Source organism: Lysobacter sp. N42, assembly GCF_004344885.1.
Genome location: NZ_SKFB01000008.1, coordinates 99,114 through 118,719, shown reverse-complemented (window position 1 = coordinate 118,719; position 19,606 = coordinate 99,114). Strand labels below are relative to the sequence as shown.

16 protein-coding genes are annotated in these 19,606 nt (G+C 70.3%); 7 read left to right on the top strand and 9 right to left on the bottom strand.

Annotated elements, in window-relative coordinates; genetic code table 11:
- Window positions 1-25: 25 nt before the first annotated feature.
- The 6 genes from EYQ95_RS14320 to EYQ95_RS14295 all read right to left on the bottom strand — a co-directional run bounded on the left by EYQ95_RS14320 (window position 26) and on the right by EYQ95_RS14295 (window position 4,031).
- The gene (locus EYQ95_RS14320) at window positions 26-754 is read right to left on the bottom strand and encodes a hypothetical protein (protein WP_207916447.1); all 729 of its coding nucleotides are present in this window, start codon (window positions 752-754) and stop codon (window positions 26-28) included.
- 22 nt (window positions 755-776) lie between these two features.
- Window positions 777-1,418, bottom strand: coding sequence for a hypothetical protein (locus tag EYQ95_RS14315; RefSeq protein ID WP_132327897.1), 642 nt, complete (start codon window positions 1,416-1,418; stop codon window positions 777-779).
- A 107-nt stretch (window positions 1,419-1,525) separates the two neighbouring features.
- Entirely contained in the window at window positions 1,526-2,530 is a 1,005-nt protein-coding gene (locus EYQ95_RS14310; RefSeq protein WP_207916444.1) for an ABC transporter permease, read from the bottom strand.
- Window positions 2,527-3,414 (bottom strand): ABC transporter ATP-binding protein, encoded by an 888-nt coding sequence (locus EYQ95_RS14305; protein ID WP_132327896.1) that lies wholly within the window; start codon window positions 3,412-3,414, stop codon window positions 2,527-2,529. The genes EYQ95_RS14310 and EYQ95_RS14305 overlap by 4 nt, the downstream gene beginning before the upstream one ends.
- Window positions 3,411-3,782, bottom strand: coding sequence for a GntR family transcriptional regulator (locus EYQ95_RS14300; protein ID WP_132327895.1), 372 nt, complete (start codon window positions 3,780-3,782; stop codon window positions 3,411-3,413). The genes EYQ95_RS14305 and EYQ95_RS14300 overlap by 4 nt, the downstream gene beginning before the upstream one ends.
- A 3-nt stretch (window positions 3,783-3,785) precedes the next feature.
- Entirely contained in the window at window positions 3,786-4,031 is a 246-nt protein-coding gene (locus EYQ95_RS14295; RefSeq protein WP_132327894.1) for a hypothetical protein, read from the bottom strand.
- Window positions 4,032-4,226: 195 nt separating this feature from the next.
- Between EYQ95_RS14295 and EYQ95_RS14290 the strand changes: the two genes are divergently transcribed.
- Genes EYQ95_RS14290 through EYQ95_RS14270 form a run of 5 tightly spaced genes read left to right on the top strand, consistent with a single transcriptional unit; the run spans window position 4,227 to window position 8,289 of the window.
- Window positions 4,227-5,198, top strand: coding sequence for an FKBP-type peptidyl-prolyl cis-trans isomerase (locus EYQ95_RS14290; protein WP_132327893.1), 972 nt, complete (start codon window positions 4,227-4,229; stop codon window positions 5,196-5,198).
- Window positions 5,199-5,230: 32 nt separating this feature from the next.
- A complete protein-coding gene (locus EYQ95_RS14285) occupies window positions 5,231-6,025 on the top strand; it encodes an FKBP-type peptidyl-prolyl cis-trans isomerase (RefSeq protein WP_132327892.1) in 795 nt (264 codons plus the stop codon).
- 48 nt (window positions 6,026-6,073) lie between these two features.
- The gene (locus EYQ95_RS14280; RefSeq protein WP_132327891.1) at window positions 6,074-7,420 is read left to right on the top strand and encodes a UDP-glucose/GDP-mannose dehydrogenase family protein; all 1,347 of its coding nucleotides are present in this window, start codon (window positions 6,074-6,076) and stop codon (window positions 7,418-7,420) included.
- Window positions 7,417-7,641 (top strand): SlyX family protein, encoded by a 225-nt coding sequence (locus tag EYQ95_RS14275; protein ID WP_132327890.1) that lies wholly within the window; start codon window positions 7,417-7,419, stop codon window positions 7,639-7,641. Before EYQ95_RS14280 ends, EYQ95_RS14275 begins: the two co-directional genes overlap by 4 nt.
- Before the next feature lie 21 nt (window positions 7,642-7,662).
- Window positions 7,663-8,289 (top strand): DUF2058 domain-containing protein, encoded by a 627-nt coding sequence (locus EYQ95_RS14270; protein WP_132327889.1) that lies wholly within the window; start codon window positions 7,663-7,665, stop codon window positions 8,287-8,289.
- A 99-nt stretch (window positions 8,290-8,388) separates the two neighbouring features.
- Here EYQ95_RS14270 and metH read toward each other — a convergent pair whose 3' ends face one another.
- The 3 genes from metH to EYQ95_RS14255 are packed head-to-tail and all read right to left on the bottom strand — an operon-like array spanning window position 8,389 to window position 13,129.
- Window positions 8,389-11,076: a methionine synthase gene (gene metH / locus EYQ95_RS14265; RefSeq protein ID WP_132327888.1), complete on the bottom strand. Its 2,688-nt coding sequence runs from the start codon at window positions 11,074-11,076 to the stop codon at window positions 8,389-8,391.
- Window positions 11,073-12,164: a homocysteine S-methyltransferase family protein gene (locus tag EYQ95_RS14260; RefSeq protein ID WP_132327887.1), complete on the bottom strand. Its 1,092-nt coding sequence runs from the start codon at window positions 12,162-12,164 to the stop codon at window positions 11,073-11,075. The genes metH and EYQ95_RS14260 overlap by 4 nt, the downstream gene beginning before the upstream one ends.
- A complete protein-coding gene (locus tag EYQ95_RS14255) occupies window positions 12,164-13,129 on the bottom strand; it encodes an ArsR family transcriptional regulator (RefSeq protein WP_132327886.1) in 966 nt (321 codons plus the stop codon). Before EYQ95_RS14255 ends, EYQ95_RS14260 begins: the two co-directional genes overlap by 1 nt.
- A gap of 127 nt (window positions 13,130-13,256) precedes the next feature.
- Between EYQ95_RS14255 and EYQ95_RS14250 the strand changes: the two genes are divergently transcribed.
- Both EYQ95_RS14250 and EYQ95_RS14245 read left to right on the top strand, forming a co-directional pair.
- On the top strand, window positions 13,257-14,432 hold the full coding sequence (locus EYQ95_RS14250) for an acyl-CoA dehydrogenase family protein (RefSeq protein ID WP_343142257.1): 1,176 nt from the start codon (window positions 13,257-13,259) through the stop codon (window positions 14,430-14,432).
- A 141-nt stretch (window positions 14,433-14,573) separates the two neighbouring features.
- Window positions 14,574-19,538, top strand: coding sequence for an NAD-glutamate dehydrogenase domain-containing protein (locus EYQ95_RS14245; protein WP_132327884.1), 4,965 nt, complete (start codon window positions 14,574-14,576; stop codon window positions 19,536-19,538).
- The last annotated feature ends 68 nt before the right edge of the window (window positions 19,539-19,606 follow it).

Genomic DNA, 19,606 nt, shown 5'->3' with positions numbered 1-19,606 from the left:
GCGGCGCGGGCGGGCCGCACCGGCGTCAGCCGGTGATGTCCGGCAGCGCCGGCATGCCGGGCTTGCCGATCACCGCGCTGGCCGTGGCACCGGCCTGGGCTTCGCCCTTTGCCGGCGCCTGCGGGGCCGCGGGCGGCGACGGCGGCTGCGGCGCGGCCGGCGGCTCGCCGTCCGCGGCGTCCTTGCGGCAGTCGTCGATGTCGCTCGGGTCCATCTTCGCGTAGGGCGCGAAGGCCGGCAGCGCGGCGGCGAGCTTCTGCTGCGCGTCGTAGAGCGCGGGCAGGCGGTCGCAGAGCTGCAGCGCCGCCTTGCGGATGGGCTCGGCCTGCGCTTCCACGCGCTTTTCCACCTCGTCCGGGTTGCCGCTGAAGACCCCGCGCAGTGCCTCGCCCACCGCACGGGTGGCCAGGCGCGCGCCCTGCACGCCGACGTCCATGCCGGCCGAGGCCACGCCCACGAGCTCGGCGCGATAGGCCAGCACGAGTGCGCGCTGGGCATCGGTCACCGGCACGGGCTTGCCTTCGATCAGCAGGTCGCCCTGCGGTGTGATCTCGGCCTTGCCCGGGCCCTTGTTGCCGATGCTGATGTTCCCGGTGGCCATTTCGCGGCGGCCCTTATCCATGGCCTCCTCGACATTGCGGGCGATGAGGCCCGGGTCGTCCTGCGACCCGTTGGCGTTTTCCGGCGGCTGCGCCTGGCAGGCGGCGAGCGACGCGACGAGCGCGGCGCAGAGGATGGTGCGGACGATCTTCATCGGTGGGCTCTCCGGAATCGTGTCAGCGCAGCGCGAGGTCGCGCCGGACATCGGCCTCGCAGCTGGCGATGTCCTGGCTGCCCAGCGTGGCATAGGGGCGGAAGGCGGGCAGGGTGGTGGCCAGCGCCTGCTGCGAATCGCGCAGCTGCGGCAGGCGGCGGCAGACCTGCAGGATGGCCGGCTGGAGTTCCTGCTTGACGACGGCTTCCACGCGCCGTTCGAGCGAGCCGGTCAGCGCGCCGGCGATCAGCCGGAACATGGAGACGTCGGTGGCCTCGATCGCCACCAGCGCGGCCTTCTCGCCCGCCTCGATGCCGGCCCTGGCCACGTCGATCACCTGCGCGCGGTAGTCGAGCAGCTGCCGGCGCTGGGCGGCGTCGACGGCGACCGCCCTGCCGTCGATCAGCAGATCGCCTGCGGGGGTGATCTCGCCCTTGGGCTGGTCGCGACCGGTGGCCCCGGCCTTGCGGTCGCGCCTGCCCAGGCGCAGCGAATCGCCCAGAGGCAGGTTTTCCGTTTCGAGCCGGGCGCGTTCCCGTGCGAGCTCGGCGCGGAGCTCCTTGCGTGCCTGGTCGAGTTCGCGGCCGATTTCCGAACGCTCGCCGGCATGCGAGGCCAGCGGAAGCAGTGCGACCAGGAGCAGAGCGGTACGGATGGACTTCATGGCGGGCCTTCGCTGGTGCGTGGTCGAGGGGCGTGGGCGTGGAACGGATCCGGCGCCGGGGGGGGGAGCCCGGCGGGTGGCCGGGCTCCGGTGCGGGCAACGAGGCCTCAGCCCTCGTCGCGCCAGCGGCGCAGGCGCACCGCCGCGAGGATCATCAGCACCCCCACCACCACGCCGATCCAGAGGTCGGCCGAACCGGCGAGCGTCCAGTTGTCGGCCGCGTTGACGAGCAGGCTCAGGTCGTTGGGTTCCTGGACGCGGTCGGCGGAGACGCCGTCCAGCCGCGGCAGCCAGCTGGCCGGGAAGACGCTGAGCAGGCTGCGGTAGGCGACGGCGTACCACAGCGGGCCCACGTCGTAGCCCAGGCCGAGCACCACGTTCGCGAAGCTCACCAGGGCGCAGCCGAGCACCGGGATCATCACCGCCCACAGGAAGGGCTTGGTGCGCGCGGCGGCCGAGCAGAACATCAACCAGCCCACGGCGGGCAAAGCCCAGAGCGCGTACAGCGGGATCATGGCCAGCACGTTGCCGATCACGCGGAACGGGTGGGAGTGCATGAACACGCCGCTGGCACCGGGCACGCCGTTGACCGTGGTGGTCAGGGCGGCAACCACCCAGAAGGCGATGCCGAACGCGATGCCGATGGCGACCGCGAGCATCGGCGCCAGGCCAAGCGCCCAGGCGAGCTTCGAGCCCACCGTGCCGGCGTCGGATACCGGCAGCGACTTCCAGAACAGCACGCTGCGGTCCTTGCGGTCGTCGTACAGGCAGCCGAGTGCGTAGAAGAAGACGACGAAGCCCAGCACCACCAGGGCAAGGGCGATGCCGCCGAACAGCGCGCCATCGCCGACACCGCCGAGCAGCTTGGCGATCCGCTCGGGATCGTCGACGCTGACCTCGAAGTCGTTGCCCGAGCGCCGCTTGGCGATGGTGAGCCCCACCGAGGCGAGCACGGTGAAGAGCAGGGCGATGCCGCCGGCGATCAGCGGGGCCCAGAAGAAGCCCCCCTTGTGCTCCCAGAACTCGCGCCTGAGCAGCAGCTTGAACTTGTGCGTTGCGTGCGGCGCGGCCACGGGGCGGCGCTGCGGCAGGGTGTCGGTGATCGCGTTCATGCGTAGGTCCCCTTCATGGTGGACACGAACAGGTCGGCCAGGCCGGGCGTGCGGGTTTCGCCGAGGGTTTCGAGGCGGTCGGCGGGCGCCCCGTCGAACAGCATCACGGTCTTGCCGAAGGGCAGGGCACGCTCGTCGACTGGCCCCAGGGCGCGGGCCTCGTCGAGGCGCGTCGCATCGACCAGCACCTCGACGTAGCGCTCGCCCAGCGTGTCCATGGGCGCGTCGAGCACGATCTTGCCGTCGCGGATGAACATCACGTCGGTGAGGATGTGCTCGATCTCCTCGACCTGGTGGGTCGTGACGATGATCGTCTTCTCCTCGTCGAAGTAGTCCTCCAGCAGGCGCTGGTAGAACTGCTTGCGATAGAGGATGTCGAGGCCGAGGGTCGGTTCATCCAGCACCAGCAGCTTGGCGTCGATGGCCATGACCAGCGCCAGGTGCAGCTGCACGATCATGCCCTTCGACATCTCGCGGACCTTCAGGTTCGGCGTCAGCTGCGTTCCGGCGAGGAAGCGCTGGCACTTGGCCATGTCGAAGCGCGGATGCACGCCGGCGACGAACTCGATCGCCTCCTTCACCCGGATCCAGCGCGGCAGCACGGCCACGTCGGCGATGAAGCAGACGTCCTGCATCAGCTCGTCGCGCTGCGTGCGCGGGTCGCGGCCGAGCACGGACAGATCGCCGTCGAACGGGATCAGGCCGAGCATGGCCTTGAGCGCGGTGGTCTTGCCGGCGCCGTTGGGGCCGATGAGACCGACGATGCGGCCGGCCGGGATCTCAAAGGCGGTGCCGTCGAGGGCGACCTTGTTCTTGTAGGCCTTGCGCAGCCCGCGGGCGCGGACCACGGGGGCCGGGGAGGACGGGGCGACCTGCGCGTTCATTGCGAGCCTTCCTTACGGCCGGCGGCCATCAGTTCCTCGAGGCGGAGTCCCAGGCGGGCGATGCGTTCCATGACCTGCGGCCACTCTTCCGTGAGGAAGCGCTCGCGTTCGTTGACCAGCAGCTTCTTCGCGGCTTCTTCGGTGACGTACATGCCCAGTCCTCGGCGTTTTTCGACCAGTGCCTCGTCCGCCAGCTCCTGGTAGGCGCGCGAGACGGTGATCGGGTTGAGTTGGTATTCCGCGGCCACCTGGCGCACGGAAGGAAGGGGATCGCCCGGCTTGAGGAGACCGTCGAGCATCATGGCGATGACGCGGTCCTTCAGCTGGCGGTAGATCGGAGCGCCGTCGCTCCACTGGATGGCGGCCATGGGTCAGCCCCGCGGTACGAAGGAGAAGTAGGGCATGCCCAGCGACGGGCGCATGCGGTGTGTGCGGCGGGCCTTGCGCTGCCCGGCCGGCGCCTGGGCCTGCAGCCCGACGGCCGGCGAGGCGGTGACGCGGGCGGGTGTACCGGCATCCGTGCCTACGGGCAGGGCGGCCAGCGTGACGGCGCCGAGCATGCAGGCCGCGGAAGCGAGCAGCAGGGCGTTCAGGCTGTTGCGGAGCTTGCGGGTCATGGCAGGCGTCCTCGTTGGTAGACCGGTGTTGTAGGCAACTATAACACCAAATTGGTGCCGGTCAAGCGCCGCTGCCCCAACTGAAGTCATGGTCCGGGTTCCCCGCCACCGGCGACGCCGCAATTGCCCGGTTCAGCCCCGGCCCTGACAATACGGGGCTTCGCGCCGCGTCCGGCGCTGCCCAGGAGTCGCTGCATGAAGACGTATGCGCGCGGTGCCGCCGCGCTGCTCGCCACCGCCGCCGTGTTCGCCACGGTCGCCGCCCCCCAGCAGGCGCCCGCGCCGGCGCGTCCTGCGGCGTCCGCCCCGGCGCCCGCGGTACCGGCCGCGCGGCGCGCGAAGGTGAGCCAGCTCGTGGGCTTCGATATCGCGCAGTCGATCGCCCCGGTCGCCCCGGACATGGACCTGGCCGCGTTCGAGCGCGCCATCCGGGCGTCCTTCGACGGCGGCGCCCCGCTGCTGACCGGCGCGGAAGCGCAGCAGGTGGGCCAGGCGCTGATGCAGCGCATCGCCGCGCGCAGCGGCCAGGCACCGGCGGGCATGACCGCGCCCGAGGTGTCGAAGGAGAAGGTCGGTTACCTCGTGGGCACCGACGTGGGCCGCTCGCTCGCGCAGATCAAGGAGGAGATCGACCTTTCCGTGATGGTGCAGGCCCTGCGCGATTCGTTCGCCGGCAAGCCGCCCGCGATGGCCGAGGCCGAGCGCAACGCGCTGCGCGAGGAGTTCTCCCGCGAGATGCGCACCAAGCTCGAGGGGCGCGCCGCGGCGCTTGCGACCACCAACCGAGAGCAGGGCGCGAAGTTCCTCGCCGAGAACAAGGCGAAGAAGGGCGTGTTCACCACCCGGTCGGGCCTGCAGTACATGGTGCTGCGCCAGGGCTCGGGCGCGCGTCCGAGCCCCACCGACCGCGTGCGCGTGAACTACCACGGCACGCTGCTGGACGGCACCGTGTTCGACAGCTCCTACGATCGCGGCCAGCCGGCCGAGTTCATGCTCAACCAGGTGATCCCCGGCTGGACGGAAGGCGTGTCGATGATGCCGGTGGGCGCGAAGTACCGCTTCTGGGTACCCTCCGAGCTCGGCTACGGCGAACGTGGCGCGGGCGCGCAGATCGGCCCGAACGCCACGCTCGTCTTCGACGTCGAACTGCTCGCCATCGCGCCCTGAGCGCGGCCGCCCGAATCCACGGAGCTTCCCCCATGAAACTGCACACCCCGCTCGCGCTCGCCACGCTGGCCTCGGCACTGGTCCTCGCCGGCTGTAACCAGGACAACGCAGCCGGCAAGGCCGCCGACAAGCCCGCCGCCGACGCCAAGACGGCCGACGCCGATGCCATCCCCGGCCTGAAGGACGAGAAGGAGCGCATCAGCTACATGATCGGCCTGGACATCGGCAAGACGCTGGAGCAGGTGAAGGACGAGGTCGACGTCGACACGCTCGAGAAGGCGCTGCGCACTTCGCTGGAAGGCGGCAAGCCGCTGATGACCGAGGAGCAGGCGGCCAAGGTGCGCGAGGCGTTCGCGCAGAAGATCCAGGCCAAGCGCATCGCCGAGCAGATGCAGCTGGCCAGCAAGAACCAGAAGGCCGGGCAGGAATTCCTCGCGGCGAACGCGAAGAAGCCGGGCGTGCAGACCACGCCTTCGGGCCTGCAGTACCAGGTGATCACCCAGGGCTCCGGGCCCAAGCCGAAGGAAAGCGACCTGGTGCGCGTGCACTACACGGGCACGCTGCTGGACGGCACGAAGTTCGACAGCTCGGTGGACCGTGGCCAGCCCGCCGTCATCCCGCTGCAGCAGGTGGTGCCCGGCTGGCGCGAGGGCATCCAGCTGATGCCCGTGGGCAGCAAGTACCGCCTGTGGCTGCCGGGCAACCTCGCCTATGGCGAAGCCGGCACGCCGGGCGGCCCGATCGGCCCGAACGCGACGCTGGTCTTCGAGGTCGAGCTGCTGGGCATCGAGAAGCCGGGCGCGGGCCCCGCGGGCCCGGGCCGCTGATGCATGCGCCGTCCCGGGCCCGGTGCCCGGGACGGCGGAATCGCCCCCATGCGCGTCACCATCTTCGGAACCGGCTACGTCGGGCTGGTCACCGGCACCTGTCTTGCCGACGTCGGCCACGACGTGGTCTGCGTGGACGTGGACGAGGCGAAGGTCGCCGGCCTCGTCCGCGGCCAGGTCCCCATTTTCGAGCCCGGGCTGACGGCGCTGGTGCGCGCGAACCACGCCGCCGGCCGCCTGCACTTCACCACGGACGCCGCCGCCGCCATCGCGCATGGCGACGTGATCTTCATCGCCGTGGGCACGCCGCCCGGCGAGGACGGCAGCGCCGACCTGCGCCACGTGCTCGATGTCGCACGCACGATCGGGCGCCACCTCGAGCGTCCGGGCCTCGTCGTCAACAAGTCGACCGTACCCGTCGGGACGGCCGATCGCGTGCGCGAGGCGATCGCGTCCGAACTGGCCGCGCGGGGCGTCGACGTCGGGTTCGAAGTCGCGTCCAACCCCGAATTCCTCAAGGAGGGCGACGCGGTCAACGACTTCATGAGGCCGGACCGTATCGTCGTCGGCGCCTCGGGCCCCGCGGCCGTCGAACGCCTGAAGCGGCTCTACGCGCCCTTCAACCGCAACCACGAACGCATCGTGGCGATGGACGTGCGTTCGGCGGAACTCACGAAGTACGCTGCCAACGCCATGCTGGCCACCAAGATCTCGTTCATGAACGAGATCGCGCAGATCGCCGAGCGCGTGGGTGCCGATGTCGAGATGGTGCGCCAGGGCATCGGCTCCGATCCCCGGATCGGCTGGCACTTCATCTACCCCGGCGCGGGCTATGGCGGCTCCTGCTTTCCCAAGGACGTCCAGGCGCTGGCGCGTACCGCGCAGCAGGCCGGCATCGAGCCTGAACTCCTGCGCGCGGTCGAGCAGGTCAACGCGCGCCAGAAGGGCCATCTGTTCGAGCTGATCGCGAGGCACTACGGCGGTGCCGCGGCGCTGCGCGGAAGGCAGTTCGCGGTATGGGGCCTGGCCTTCAAGCCCAATACCGACGACATGCGCGAGGCGCCGAGCCGGTGCCTGCTGCGCCAGCTCTGGGACGCGGGAGCGCGCGTGCGCGCCTTCGACCCGGAGGCCGGCCGCGAGGCCGCACGCATTTTCGGCGAGCGCGACGACCTCGTGCTCTGCGACAGCGCGAACGCCGCGCTGGCCGACGCCGATGCGCTCGTCGTCGTCACCGAGTGGAAGCAGTTCCGCAGCCCCGATTTCATGCGCCTGAAGGCCGCGCTGCGCGATGGTGTGGTCTTCGACGGCCGCAACATCTACCACCCCGACGAGGTCGAGGCGGCGGGCATCGCCTACTACGGCATCGGCCGCGGCCGCTCGGTACAGCAGGCATGAGCATGGACGAGGACCGCATCATCGACCTGGAAACGCGGCTGGCGTTCCAGGAGCACACGCTCGCCGAGCTCGGCGACGCGCTCGCCGACCTGCGCATGGAGAACGCGCGCCTCGTGCTGATGGTGCAGCGCGCGCTCGACGAGCTGCGCCAGCTGCGCGCCGGGCTCGCCTCCGGCCTGACCGGCGACGCGGCCAGCGAGCCGCCGCCCCCCCACTACTGACGTCCCGCATCGGACACCGCCATGAGTGACAGCCTCCGCGACCAGTTGCTCGGCTTGGGCTTCAAGCCCGCGCCGGCACCCAAGAAGCCCGACCGGCCCGGCGGCCCGCGACCGACCGGCAAGGGCGAGCGACGCGCACCGCCCGCGCAAGGCAGGGGCGGCGACGCGCGGGGCGCCCGCAAGCCGCAGGGCGCGCCGCCGCGCGGACGTGGCCGCACGCAGGAGGACATCGACCTCGCCAAGGCCTATGCCATCCGCGCCCAGCGCGAGAAGGAAGAGCGCATCGCGGCCGAGGCCGCGCGCCAGGAAGAGGCGCGCAAGCGTCGCGAGGCCCGCGCGAAGCTCGGCGAATTCCTCAAGGACAAGGCGCTCAACGACAAGGACGCCGACATCGCCCGCCACTTTCCCTATGGCGGCAAGATCAAGCGCATCTACGTCAATGCCGACCAGCTGCGCGCGCTCAATTCCGGCGAGCTCGGCGTGGTGCAGCTCGACGGCCGCTACGTGCTGGTGACCGCCGCGGTCCTCGCCGAGGCGGAGGCCATCTTTCCGCAGGCGATCGCGCTCAAGGTCGATCCGGATGCGCCGGCATCGGACGATCCCTATTCCGACCCCAAGTACCAGGTGCCGGACGACCTGGTCTGGTAGCCCCGGCAGTGCCCGCGGGCTGCACGTGGAGGGCATGAGGGGCGTTCGGCCCCGGGCGCGCTTCGCTTGCGCGGGCTGCCGTGAGCCCGGGCCGGGCCGCTACTCCGGGTCGTAATCGAGGTTCGACGCCAGCCAGCGCTCCACCTGTGCCACGTCGACGCCCTTGCGGCGCGCGTAATCCTGGACCTGCTCCTTGGAGACGCGGCCGACGACGAAGTACTGGCTGCGCGGGTGGCTGAAGTAGTAGCCGGAAACCGCGGCGGCAGGGTACATCGCGAAGCTTTCGGTGAGTTCGACGCCGGCATGGCGCTGCGCGTCGAGCAGGCGGAACAGCGTGGCTTTCTCGCTGTGGTCCGGGCAGGCCGGGTAACCCGGCGCGGGCCGGATCCCGCGGTAGCGCTCGGCGATGAGCGCCTCGTTGTCCAGTGCCTCGTCCGCCGCGTAGCCCCAGAACTCCCGGCGCACGCGCTGGTGCAGCCGCTCCGCGAACGCCTCCGCCAGGCGGTCGGCCAGGGCCTTGAGCAGGATGGCGTTGTAGTCGTCGTGCGCGGCCTCGAAGCGCGCGACGTGGCGCTCGATCCCCAGGCCCGCGGTCACCGCGAATGCGCCGATCCAGTCCTGGCGGCCCGAATCGCGCGGCGCGATGAAGTCGGCCAGGCAGAAGTCGGGGCGGTCCACGGGCTTGTCGACCTGCTGGCGGAGGAAGTGCAGGGTGGCCGCATCCGCGCCGGCCTGAACGACCACGTCGTCGCCTTCGGCATGTGCGGGCCATAGCCCGAGCACGCCCTTGGCCGACAGCCAGCGTTCGGCGACGATGCGATCGAGCATCGCGCGTGCGTCGCGGTAGAGCTCGCGTGCCTGCGCGCCCACGACGGCATCGTCGAGGATGGCGGGGAAACGCCCGGCCAGTTCCCAGGTATTGAAGAACGGCGTCCAGTCGATCATCTCGACCAGTTCGGCCAGCGGATAGTCCTCGAACACGTGCAGGCCGGGTTGGCGCGGCGCCGGTGGTTCGTAGTCCTGCCAGCCGCCATCGAAACGCTGGCCGCGCGCCTTCTGCAGGCTGACGAGCCGCTTGCCGTCACCGCGGTTGCGGTGGCGCTCGCGGATCTCGGCGTAGTCGGCCTCGTTGGCCGCCACGAACGGCTCGCGCAGCTCCATCGAGATCAGCGACTGGGCCACGCCGACGGCGCGCGAGGCGTCCTTCACCCAGACGGTCGGCGCGCGGTAGTGCGGATCGATCCTGAGCGCGGTGTGGGCCCGGGAGGTCGTCGCGCCGCCGATCAGCAGCGGCATGCGCAGGCCCTGGCGTTCCATCTCGCGGGCGACGTGGCTCATTTCCTCGAGCGAGGGCGTGATCAGGCCGGACAGCCCGACCAGATCCGCGTTCTCGGCCTTCGCGCGGTCCAGGATCACCTGCGCGGGCACCATCACGCCGAGGTCGATCACCTCGAAGTTGTTGCAGGCCAGCACCACGCCGACGATGTTCTTGCCGATGTCGTGCACGTCGCCCTTGACGGTCGCCAGCACGATCTTGCCGTTGCTGCGGCCGGTATCGCCCGTGCGCCGCTTCTCGGCCTCGATGAAGGGCAGCAGGTAGGCTACGGCCTTCTTCATCACACGCGCCGACTTGACCACCTGCGGCAGGAACATCTTGCCGGCCCCGAAGAGGTCCCCGACCACGTTCATGCCGTCCATGAGCGGGCCCTCGATGACGTCGAGCGGGCGGGTGGCCTGCACGCGGGCCTCCTCGACGTCGGCCTCGATCCAGGCGTCGATACCGTGCACGAGGGCATGCGTCAGGCGCTCGCGGACGGGCCGGTCGCGCCAGCGGAGGTCCTCGGCCCTCTTCTCGCCCTTGCGGCCCCTGTAGCGGTCGGCGATCTTGAGAAGCCTCTCGGTCGCGTCGCGCCGCCGGTTGAGCACGACGTCCTCCACGCGTTCGCGCAGCTCGGGATCGAGGTCGTCGTACAGGGGCAGGGCGCCGGCATTGACGATGCCCATGTCCATGCCCGCGCCGATCGCGTGGTACAGGAAGACCACGTGGATCGCCTGTCGCACGGGCTCGTTGCCGCGGAACGAGAACGAGACGTTGGATACGCCGCCGGAGACGTGGCTGTGCGGGAAGCGCCGCTTGAGCTCGCGCACGGCCTCGATGAAGGCGACCGCATAGCCGTCGTGCTCCTCGATGCCCGTGGCGATGGCGAAGACATTGGGGTCGAAGATGATGTCCTCGGGCGGGAAACCGATCTTGTCCGTGAGCAGCCCGTAGGCGCGCGAGCAGATCTCCACCTTGCGCTCGACGGTGTCGGCCTGGCCCTGCTCGTCGAAGGCCATGACCACGACCGCCGCACCATACCGGCGCACCAGCCGGGCCTGGCGCAGGAACTCCTCCTCGCCTTCCTTGAGCGAGATCGAGTTGACGATGCCCTTGCCCTGCAGGCACTTGAGGCCCGCTTCGATCACGCGGAACGACGAGCTGTCGACCATGACCGGCACGCGTGCGATGTCGGGCTCGGCCGCGATCAGGTTGAGGAAGTCGACCATGGCCTTCGCCGAGTCGAGCAGGCCCTCGTCCATGTTGACGTCGATCACCTGCGCGCCGTTCTCGACCTGCTGTCGCGCGACGACGACGGCCTCGTCGAGGCGACCTTCGAGGATCAGCTTCTTGAACTGTGCGCTGCCGGTGACGTTCGTGCGTTCGCCCACGTTGACGAAGTTCGTCTCGGGCGTGATCTGCAGCGGCTCCAGGCCGCTCAGGCGAGTCCAGCGCGGCAGCAGGCTCATGCGGCGGCCTCCAGGGCGGGCAGGGTGCGGGGCGCGATGCCCGCGACGGCCTGCGTGATCGCGGCGATGTGGGCCGGCGTGGTGCCGCAGCAGCCACCGACGAGGTTGAGCAGCCCGGCGCGGGCGAATTCGCCGATCACCGCGGCCATGTCCTCCGGGGTTTCGTCGTAGCCGCCGAAGGCGTTCGGCAGCCCCGCATTGGGATGGGTGCTGACGTAGGCATCGGCCACCTGTGCGAGCACGTCGACGTGCGCGCGCAGGTCGCGCGCGCCGAGCGCGCAGTTCAGTCCGATGGCGAGCGGCTGCGCATGGCGCACCGAGTACCAGAAGGCCTCGGCCGTCTGGCCGGAGAGCGTGCGGCCGGAGGCGTCGGTGATCGTGCCGGAGACCATCACCGGCAGGCGCGCGCCACGCCCCTCGAAAGCCTCCTCGACGGCGAAGAGGGCGGCCTTGGCATTGAGCGTGTCGAACACGGTCTCGACCATCAGCACGTCGGCGCCGCCGTCGATGAGCCCGTCGGCGGCCTCGCGATAGGCCTCGCGCAGGTCGTCGAAGGTCACGGCGCGGAAGCCCGGGCGGTTCACGTCGGGGCTGAGCGACGCCGTGCGGTTGGTCGGACCGAGCACGCCGATGGCGAAACGCGGGCGGCCGTCGGCCTTCGCCGCCGCGTCGCAGGCGTCGCGTGCCAGGCGCGCGCCGGCCTCGTTGAGCTCGCGGGCGAGGTGGGAGAGGCCATAGTCGGCCAGCGAGATCGAGGTCGAGTTGAACGTGTTGGTCTCGACGAGGTCGGCGCCGGCGGCGAGGTACTCGCGATGGATGCCCTCGATCACGTCGGGGCGGGTGAGGCTCAGCAGGTCGTTGTTGCCGCGCTGGTCGTGCCCGCAGCCGCAGGCGGCGTCGTGGGCGTGCCCGAGGGGCGGGTTCGCGGAGTCGAAACCGTCGGCGAAGCGCTGGCCCCGGTAGTCGGCCTCGGTCAGGGCGTGCTGCTGGATCATCGTTCCCATCGCGCCGTCGAGCACGAGGATGCGCTGGGTGAGCAGCTCCAGCAGCGCCTGCGCGCGGCCGGGATCGAGCCAGGGAAGGTGCATCAACGGGTTCCTTTCGCGCCGGCGCGGCGCGCGCCATCGGGGCGGCGCGCGATCACCGAAATGACTTCGAAGTGCGGCGGACGGCGCTCGCGCGTGACCATGCCGCTGCTGAGGACCTCGAGCCCGGCGCGGGTCACGAAGCGTTGCAGGTCCTTGTCGGTGAAGCCGAGGTTCACGTGGCCGTAGGCCTCCACGACGCTGCGGTGCTCGTGCCGGGCCAGGCTCGTCAGCAGCAGGCGCCCGCCGGGGCGCAGCACGCGTGCCGCCTCGGCCACGGCCTTGGCGGGCTCGTCGGCATAGGTCAGGGCGTGCATGAGGACGACGAGGTCGAAGTGCGCGTCATCGAAGGGCAGGGCGTGCATGTCGCCTTCGTGCACTTCGACGTTGCCCAGGCGGCGCAGGCGCTCGGAGGCGGCCATGACCACCTTGCTGCTCGCGTCCAGGCAGACGTAGCGACGCGCGTGGGGCGCGATCAGTTCGGCGAGGACGCCGTCGCCCGAGGCGATGTCCAGCACGTCGCCGGCTTCCATCAGCGGCAGGGCCGAGCGCGCCAGGGCTTCCCACGTGCGGCCCGGCGAGTAGTGACGCTCCATGTCGCCTGCGACCGTGTCGGCCCAGTTCTGCTCGGCCGCGCGCGAGGCCAGCACTTCGGCCACGCGCTCGGCGTCCTGCCGCAGCAGGGGATCGTCGGAGCCGTCCCGCAGCATCCGCCAGAGGGCGAGCTGGGCCGGCTCGAGGACGTCCTCGTCGAAGCGGTAGTACGCGGACACGCCCGCGCGCCGGTCGCGCACCAGGCCGGCTTCCTTCAGCCGCGCGAGGTGGGTTGACACGCGTGGCTGGGCCAGGCGCGTGATGGCCGAGAGTTCGGCCACGGTGAGTTCCTCGCGCGCCAGCAGCGCGAGCAGCCGGACCCGCGTGGCGTCGGCGAACACCTTGAGCTGGCCGGACCAGCCTTCCAGATCCATTTCGGAGCCTTTATCGACGTATCGCGATAGAAAGATAAGTGTCCGACGCGCCGCGCCGGGGGTCAAGTCGAAAGACGGCGGGCAGGCGCAAGCCGGTACAATTCGCGGGCTTTGCAGTCATCCGACAATTCGAGGTGCCGACGTGGATTTCCGCTTCACCGAAGAGCAGTTGATGATCCAGGACGTGGCGCGCCGCATCGCGCAGGAGAAGATCGCGCCCAGCGCCGAGCACTTCGACCGCAGCGGCGAGTTCCCGCTGGACAATATCCGCACGCTGGGCGAGAACGGGCTGATGGGCATCGAGGTGCCGGCCGAGTACGGCGGCGCGGGCATGGACCCCATCAGCTACGTGCTGGCCATGATCGAGGTGGCCGCGGCCGATGCCGCGCACTCCACGATCATGTCGGTCAACAACTCGCTGTTCTGCAACGGCATCCTCAAGAACGGCACCGAGGCGCAGAAGCAGCTCTACGTTCGCGCCATCGCCGAAGGCCGCGAGATCGGCGCCTTCGCCCTTACCGAGCCGCAGTCGGGCTCGGACGCCACGGCCATGCGCTGCAAGGCCGTCAGGCAGGGCGACGGCAGCTACGTGGTCAACGGCAAGAAGAGCTGGATCACCTCCGGCCCGGTGGCCAAGTACATCGTGCTGTTCGCGATGACCGACCCGGACAAGGGTGCGCGCGGCATCACCGCCTTCATGATCGACACCACGCGCGAGGGCTTCCACCGCGGCAAGACCGAGCCCAAGCTCGGCATCCGCGCCTCGGCCACCTGCGAGATCGAGTTCACCGACTACGTCGTCCAGGCCGACGAGGTGCTGGGCCAGGAAGGCGAAGGCTTCAAGATCGCGATGAGCGTGCTCGACGCCGGCCGCATCGGCATCGCGAGCCAGGCCATCGGCATCGCCCGCGCGGCCTACGAGGCCACGTTGGCCTACGTCAAGGAACGCAAGGCCTTCGGCGCGCCGATCGGCACGTTCCAGATGACGCAGGCCAAGATCGCCGACATGAAGTGCAAGCTCGACGCCGCCACGCTGCTGACGCTGCGCGCGGCCTGGGCGAAGCAGCAGTTCGACCAGGGCGGCCCGCGTTTCTCGACCGAGGCGGCGGTGGCCAAGCTTACGGCGTCCGAAGCCGCGATGTGGATCACCCATCAGGCCCTGCAGATCCACGGCGGCATGGGCTACTCGAAGGAGATGCCGATCGAGCGCTACTTCCGCGACGCCAAGATCACCGAGATCTACGAGGGCACGAGCGAGATCCAGCGCCTGGTGATCGCCCGCAACGAGACGGGCCTGCGCTGAGCCCCCGATGACCTGCATGCCGGCGGTGCGGCACCTGGCCCCGGGCTCCCGCCCGGCCGCCGTGGTGCCGGTCGCCGGCTTTTCCACATCCACGATCCGCAGAACGGCCCGCCAGCACGCGGGCCGGAGCATGGAGCGAGCATGACCAGCAAACGCACCTCCGCCCCCCGCAGCGCCGCCAAGCCCAAGCGCGCGGCCGCCCCGGGCGTCGACCAGATCGTCCAGGCCCTCGCCGCGCAGCTGCCGAAGGCGCAGCAGGCGCTGGGCGAGGCTTTCGCCCGCGCCTTCTACAAGCGCATGAGCGAGGACGAGTTCGGCCAGCATTCGGTCCAGGAGTGGGCCGCGCTCGCCGAAGGCTTCCTCGACTTCGTGCGCAGCCGCAAGCCGGGCACGGCGCTCGTGCGCCTGTTCAACCCCACGGCCAGGACCCAGGGCTGGCAGTCGTCGCATACCGTGCTGCAGATCGCCAACGACGACATGCCCTTCCTCGTCGACTCGGTCACGCTGGCGCTCGCCGAGCGCGGCATCTCCGTGCACGTGCTCGGCCATCCGGTGCTGCGCGTCTCGCGCGACCGCCACGGCCGGCTGACGGGCGTGGGCGAGGGCGCCGCCGAGTCGTACATGCACTTGGAGATCGACCGCCAGAGCGCGGAGGAGATGCAGGCGATCGAGGAAGCCATCCGCCGCGTCCTCGGCGACGTGCGCCTGATGGTCGCGGACTGGCGGCCGATGCGCGACCGCATGCTCGAGATCGCCGAGCAGCTGCCGGGCCGCCCCTCGCCGACGGACGAGGCCACGCGTGCCGAGGCGCAGGAGTTCCTGCGCTGGGCTGCCGACAACCATTTCACCTTCCTCGGCTACCGCGAGTACGAGGTCGCGAAGCAGGGCCGCCAGGAGGTCCTGAAGGCGGTGGCGGGCACCGGGCTGGGCCTGCTGCGCGGGGAGGAGACGGGCAAGCCGCGGCCGCTCGAGTCGCTGGGCGCGCACCCGCTCACGCAGGCCGGGAAGATCGACCCGCTGATCCTCACCAAGACCAACGCGCGCGCCACGGTGCACCGCCGCGGGTACATGGACTACATAGGCATCCTGGTCTTCGACAAGGCCGGCAAGCCGGTGCGCGAGCAGCGCTTCCTCGGCCTGTTCACCTCCAGCGCCTACAACCGCCGCCCCTGGGACATCCCGCTGGTGCGCCAGCGCTACCAGCACGTGATGGAGCAGTCGGGCCTGGCGCTGGAAGGCCACAGCGGCAAGGCGCTCAAGCACATCCTCGAGACGCTGCCGCGCGACGAGCTCTTCCAGGCCAGCGAGGAGGAGCTGCTGCAGACCGGCGTCGGCATCCTCGGCCTGCAGGAGCGCGTGCGCAGCCGCATCTTCATGCGTCGCGACCGCTACGGCCGTTTCTACTCGGCGCTCGTCTACATCCCGCGCGACCGCTTCAATACCGAGGTCCGCCTGCGCATCGAAGCGATGCTGCGCGACGCGCTCAATGCCGAGCACGTCGACTCCTCGGTGATGCTGGGTGAATCGCCGCTGGCGCAGCTGCACATGATGGTGCGCCCGAAGCCGGCCGACGGCCATTCCGGCGTGGTGCCGGAGGTCGACATCGCGGCGATCGAGACGCGCCTGGCCGAGATCGTCCGCAACTGGGCCGACGACCTGCGCGACGCGCTCATCGCGCGCCACGGCGAGGAGCGCGGGCTGTCGCTGGCCAATGCCTACGGCCGCGCGCTGCCGGCCGGCTACATCGAGAACGTGTCCGCCGAAGTCGCGGCCGACGACGTGGAGCACCTCGCGGCGCTCGACGGCCCGGGCGCGCTGAGGCTCAGCCTCTACCGCAGCCACCATGGCGAGGGCGGCCTGCGCTTCAAGTTCTACCGCGAGGGCGACGACATCCCGCTGTCGGATGCGCTGCCGATGATGGAGAACATGGGGCTTCGCGTGATCGCCGAGCATCCCTACCGGATCGAAGCGGCCGGCCGGGTCCTGTTCGTGCAGGACTTCGAGGTCGAGTACGCGCGTCCGCTGGACGTGAGCGAGATCGACGAGGACTTCGAGGAGGCATTCGCCGCCATCTGGCGCGGCGACGCCGAGAACGACGGCTTCAACCGCCTGATCCTGGCCGCCGGCCTGTCCTGGCGGCAGGTGGCGATGCTGCGCGCCTACTGCAAGTACCTGTTGCAGGTGGGCGTGACGTTCTCGCAGGCCTACATGGAGCAGGCCCTGGCGCGCTATCCGCTGCTCGCGCGCCTGCTCGTGGAACTGTTCGAGGCGCGCTTCGACCCGGCCACCGGCCGCGAGAGCAAGGCCGAGATCAAGGCCGGCATGGACAAGTTCGAAGCGCAGCTGCGGCGTCTGTCGGGTGACGATGCCAACGTCGCGGGCGCGGTGCGCGCGGTCATCGAGGCGCGCGCCGGCAAGCGCGAGGCGCAGGTGCAGGCGGCGCGCGAGGCCTTCCTCGCGCTGCTCGACCGCGTTTCCAGCCTCGACGAGGACCGCATCCTGCGCAGCTTCCTGGGCGTGATCGAGGCGACGCTGCGCACCAGCTACTACCAGGGCGGCCGCGGCGGTGCGGGCATCGGCTACGTCAGCTACAAGTTCGACTCGGCCAAGGTGCCCGACCTGCCTAAGCCGAAGCCCTACCGCGAGATCTTCGTCTACGGCCCGCGCGTGGAGGGCATCCACCTGCGCTTCGGCCCGGTGGCGCGTGGCGGCCTGCGCTGGTCCGACCGCCGCGAGGACTTCCGCACCGAGGTGCTGGGCCTGGTCAAGGCGCAGATGGTGAAGAACACCGTGATCGTGCCGGTCGGCTCGAAGGGCGGCTTCATCGTCAAGCGTCCGCCGGCTGCCGGCGACCGCGACGCGATGCAGGCCGAGGGCGTGGCCTGCTACAGGATGTTCATCAACGGGCTGCTGGACATCACCGACAACATCGTCGGCGAGAAGATCGTGCCGCCCGAGAACGTGGTGCGTCACGACGCGGACGATCCCTACCTCGTCGTCGCGGCCGACAAGGGCACCGCGACCTTCTCCGACATCGCCAACGGCATCGCCCGCGAGCACGGCTTCTGGCTGGACGACGCCTTCGCCTCGGGCGGCTCGGTGGGCTACGACCACAAGGGCATGGGCATCACGGCGCGCGGCGGCTGGGAGTCGGTCAAGCGGCACTTCCGCGCCATGGGCCGCGATTCGCAGACGCAGGACTTCACCTGCGTGGGCATCGGCGACATGTCGGGCGACGTGTTCGGCAACGGCATGCTGCTCTCGAAGCACATCCGCCTGGTCGCGGCGTTCGACCACCGCCACATCTTCCTCGACCCCGATCCGGACGCGGCGAAGTCGTTCAAGGAGCGCGAGCGCATGTTCAGGCTCCCGCGCTCGAGCTGGGAGGACTACGACGCGAAGCTGATCAGCAAGGGCGGCGGCGTGTTCCCGCGCACGGCCAAGTCCATCCCGCTCAGCCCGCAGGTCAAGCAGGCGCTCGGGATCGACGCGGCCGTGGAGTCGATGAGCCCGGCGGAGCTGATGAGCGCGATCCTCAAGGCGCCGGTCGACCTGCTCTGGAACGGCGGCATCGGCACGTACGTCAAGTCCAGCCGCGAAACGCATGCCGACGTGGGCGACCGCGCCAACAACGCGCTGCGCGTCGACGGCCGTGACCTGCGCTGCAAGGTCGTGGGCGAGGGCGGCAACCTGGGCCTCACCCAGCTGGGCCGCATCGAGGCCGCCCAGCACGGCGTGCTGCTCAATACCGACTTTATCGACAACTCGGCGGGCGTGGACACCTCGGACCACGAGGTCAACATCAAGATCCTGCTCAACGCGGTCGTCGCGCAGAAGAAGCTCACCTTCGAGCAACGCAACAAGCTCCTGGCGTCGATGACCGACGAGGTCGCCGAACTGGTGCTGACGGACAACTACCGTCAGAACCAGGCCATCAGCGTGATGGAGCGCATGAGCGTGTCGCGCCTGGGCTCCAAGCAGCATTTCATCCAGACGCTGGAATCGCAGGGCCTGCTCGACCGGCAGATCGAGTTCCTGCCGTCCGATGCGGAGTTCGCCGAGCGCAAGGCGCGCGGGCAGGGGCTGACGCGCCCCGAGCTCGCCGTGCTTCTGTCCTACAGCAAGCTCGTGCTCTTCCCGCAGCTGGTCAATTCCGACGTTCCGGAAGACCCCTACCTGTCCAAGGAGCTGGTGCGCTACTTCCCGCAGCCCCTGCAGCAGAAGTATGCGAAGCAGATGGAGGGCCATCGCCTCAAGCGCGAGATCATCGCCACGGCCGTGACGAACTCGATGGTCAACCGCATGGGCGCGACGTTCGTGCTGCGCATGCAGGAGGACACCGGCCGCAGCCCGGCGGAGATCGCCAAGGCGTACACGATCGCGCGCGAGTCGCTGGACGCGCGCGACCTGTGGGCGCAGATCGATGCCCTGGACGGCAAGGTGCCCGAGCCGGCGCAGGTGGATGCGTTGCTGGCCATCTGGCAGCTCATGCGTTCGCTCACGCGCTGGCTTCTCTCCCGTCCCGGCCAGTTGCCGGAGATCGCGGCCGCGGTCGCACGCTACGGCGACGGGATCTCGGCCGTGCGCTCGGCCCTGCAGGCGGCGATGACGCGCGACCAGCGCGCGGCGTTCGACCGCCGTCTCGCCGAGTGGCGCGGCAAGGGGGTGCCGCCGGCACTGGCGGGCGAACTCGCCGCGTTGCCGCTTCTGGACGGCGCGGCCGACATCGTCGAGACCGCGCAGGCGCGGAAGGCCGCGGTGGCCGACGTCACGCGCGCCTACTTCGTGCTCGGCGACGCGCTGCACCTGTCCTGGCTGTACGACCAGATCGACGCCCTGCCGGTCGACAGCCGCTGGTCGGCGCTCGCGCGCGGTTCGCTGCGCGACGAGCTCGGCACGCAGCAGCGGGCGCTGGTCGCGCAGATCCTCGCCGAAGGCGGTCGCAAGCCGGCCGAGGCGAAGGTGTCGGCCTGGCTGCAGCGGGACGACTCCAGCCTGCGCTTCACCCTGGCCATGCTGGCGGAGCTGGCGAGCCAGAAGTCGCTGGACTATCCGACGGCGTCGGTGGCGGTCCGCCGCCTTGCGCAGCTGGCCACCGCGGGCTGAGGCGGCAGGCCGCACGAGGCATCCGACATGGCGGCTACGGCCGCCATGTCTTTTTCGGGGGTGGGCGC

Coding starts and splice junctions, on each gene's coding strand:
- EYQ95_RS14260 (WP_132327887.1), bottom strand. CDS start 12,164: ATGCACCTTCCCTGGCTCGATCCCGGCCGCGCGCAGGCGCTGCTGGAG.
- EYQ95_RS14315 (WP_132327897.1), bottom strand. CDS start 1,418: ATGAAGTCCATCCGTACCGCTCTGCTCCTGGTCGCACTGCTTCCGCTG.
- EYQ95_RS14300 (WP_132327895.1), bottom strand. CDS start 3,782: ATGGCCGCCATCCAGTGGAGCGACGGCGCTCCGATCTACCGCCAGCTG.
- EYQ95_RS14285 (WP_132327892.1), top strand. CDS start 5,231: ATGAAACTGCACACCCCGCTCGCGCTCGCCACGCTGGCCTCGGCACTG.
- metH (WP_132327888.1), bottom strand. CDS start 11,076: ATGAGCCTGCTGCCGCGCTGGACTCGCCTGAGCGGCCTGGAGCCGCTG.
- EYQ95_RS14275 (WP_132327890.1), top strand. CDS start 7,417: ATGAGCATGGACGAGGACCGCATCATCGACCTGGAAACGCGGCTGGCG.
- EYQ95_RS14255 (WP_132327886.1), bottom strand. CDS start 13,129: ATGGATCTGGAAGGCTGGTCCGGCCAGCTCAAGGTGTTCGCCGACGCC.
- EYQ95_RS14280 (WP_132327891.1), top strand. CDS start 6,074: ATGCGCGTCACCATCTTCGGAACCGGCTACGTCGGGCTGGTCACCGGC.
- EYQ95_RS14305 (WP_132327896.1), bottom strand. CDS start 3,414: ATGAACGCGCAGGTCGCCCCGTCCTCCCCGGCCCCCGTGGTCCGCGCC.
- EYQ95_RS14290 (WP_132327893.1), top strand. CDS start 4,227: ATGAAGACGTATGCGCGCGGTGCCGCCGCGCTGCTCGCCACCGCCGCC.
- EYQ95_RS14320 (WP_207916447.1), bottom strand. CDS start 754: ATGAAGATCGTCCGCACCATCCTCTGCGCCGCGCTCGTCGCGTCGCTC.
- EYQ95_RS14245 (WP_132327884.1), top strand. CDS start 14,574: ATGACCAGCAAACGCACCTCCGCCCCCCGCAGCGCCGCCAAGCCCAAG.
- EYQ95_RS14295 (WP_132327894.1), bottom strand. CDS start 4,031: ATGACCCGCAAGCTCCGCAACAGCCTGAACGCCCTGCTGCTCGCTTCC.
- EYQ95_RS14310 (WP_207916444.1), bottom strand. CDS start 2,530: ATGAACGCGATCACCGACACCCTGCCGCAGCGCCGCCCCGTGGCCGCG.
- EYQ95_RS14270 (WP_132327889.1), top strand. CDS start 7,663: ATGAGTGACAGCCTCCGCGACCAGTTGCTCGGCTTGGGCTTCAAGCCC.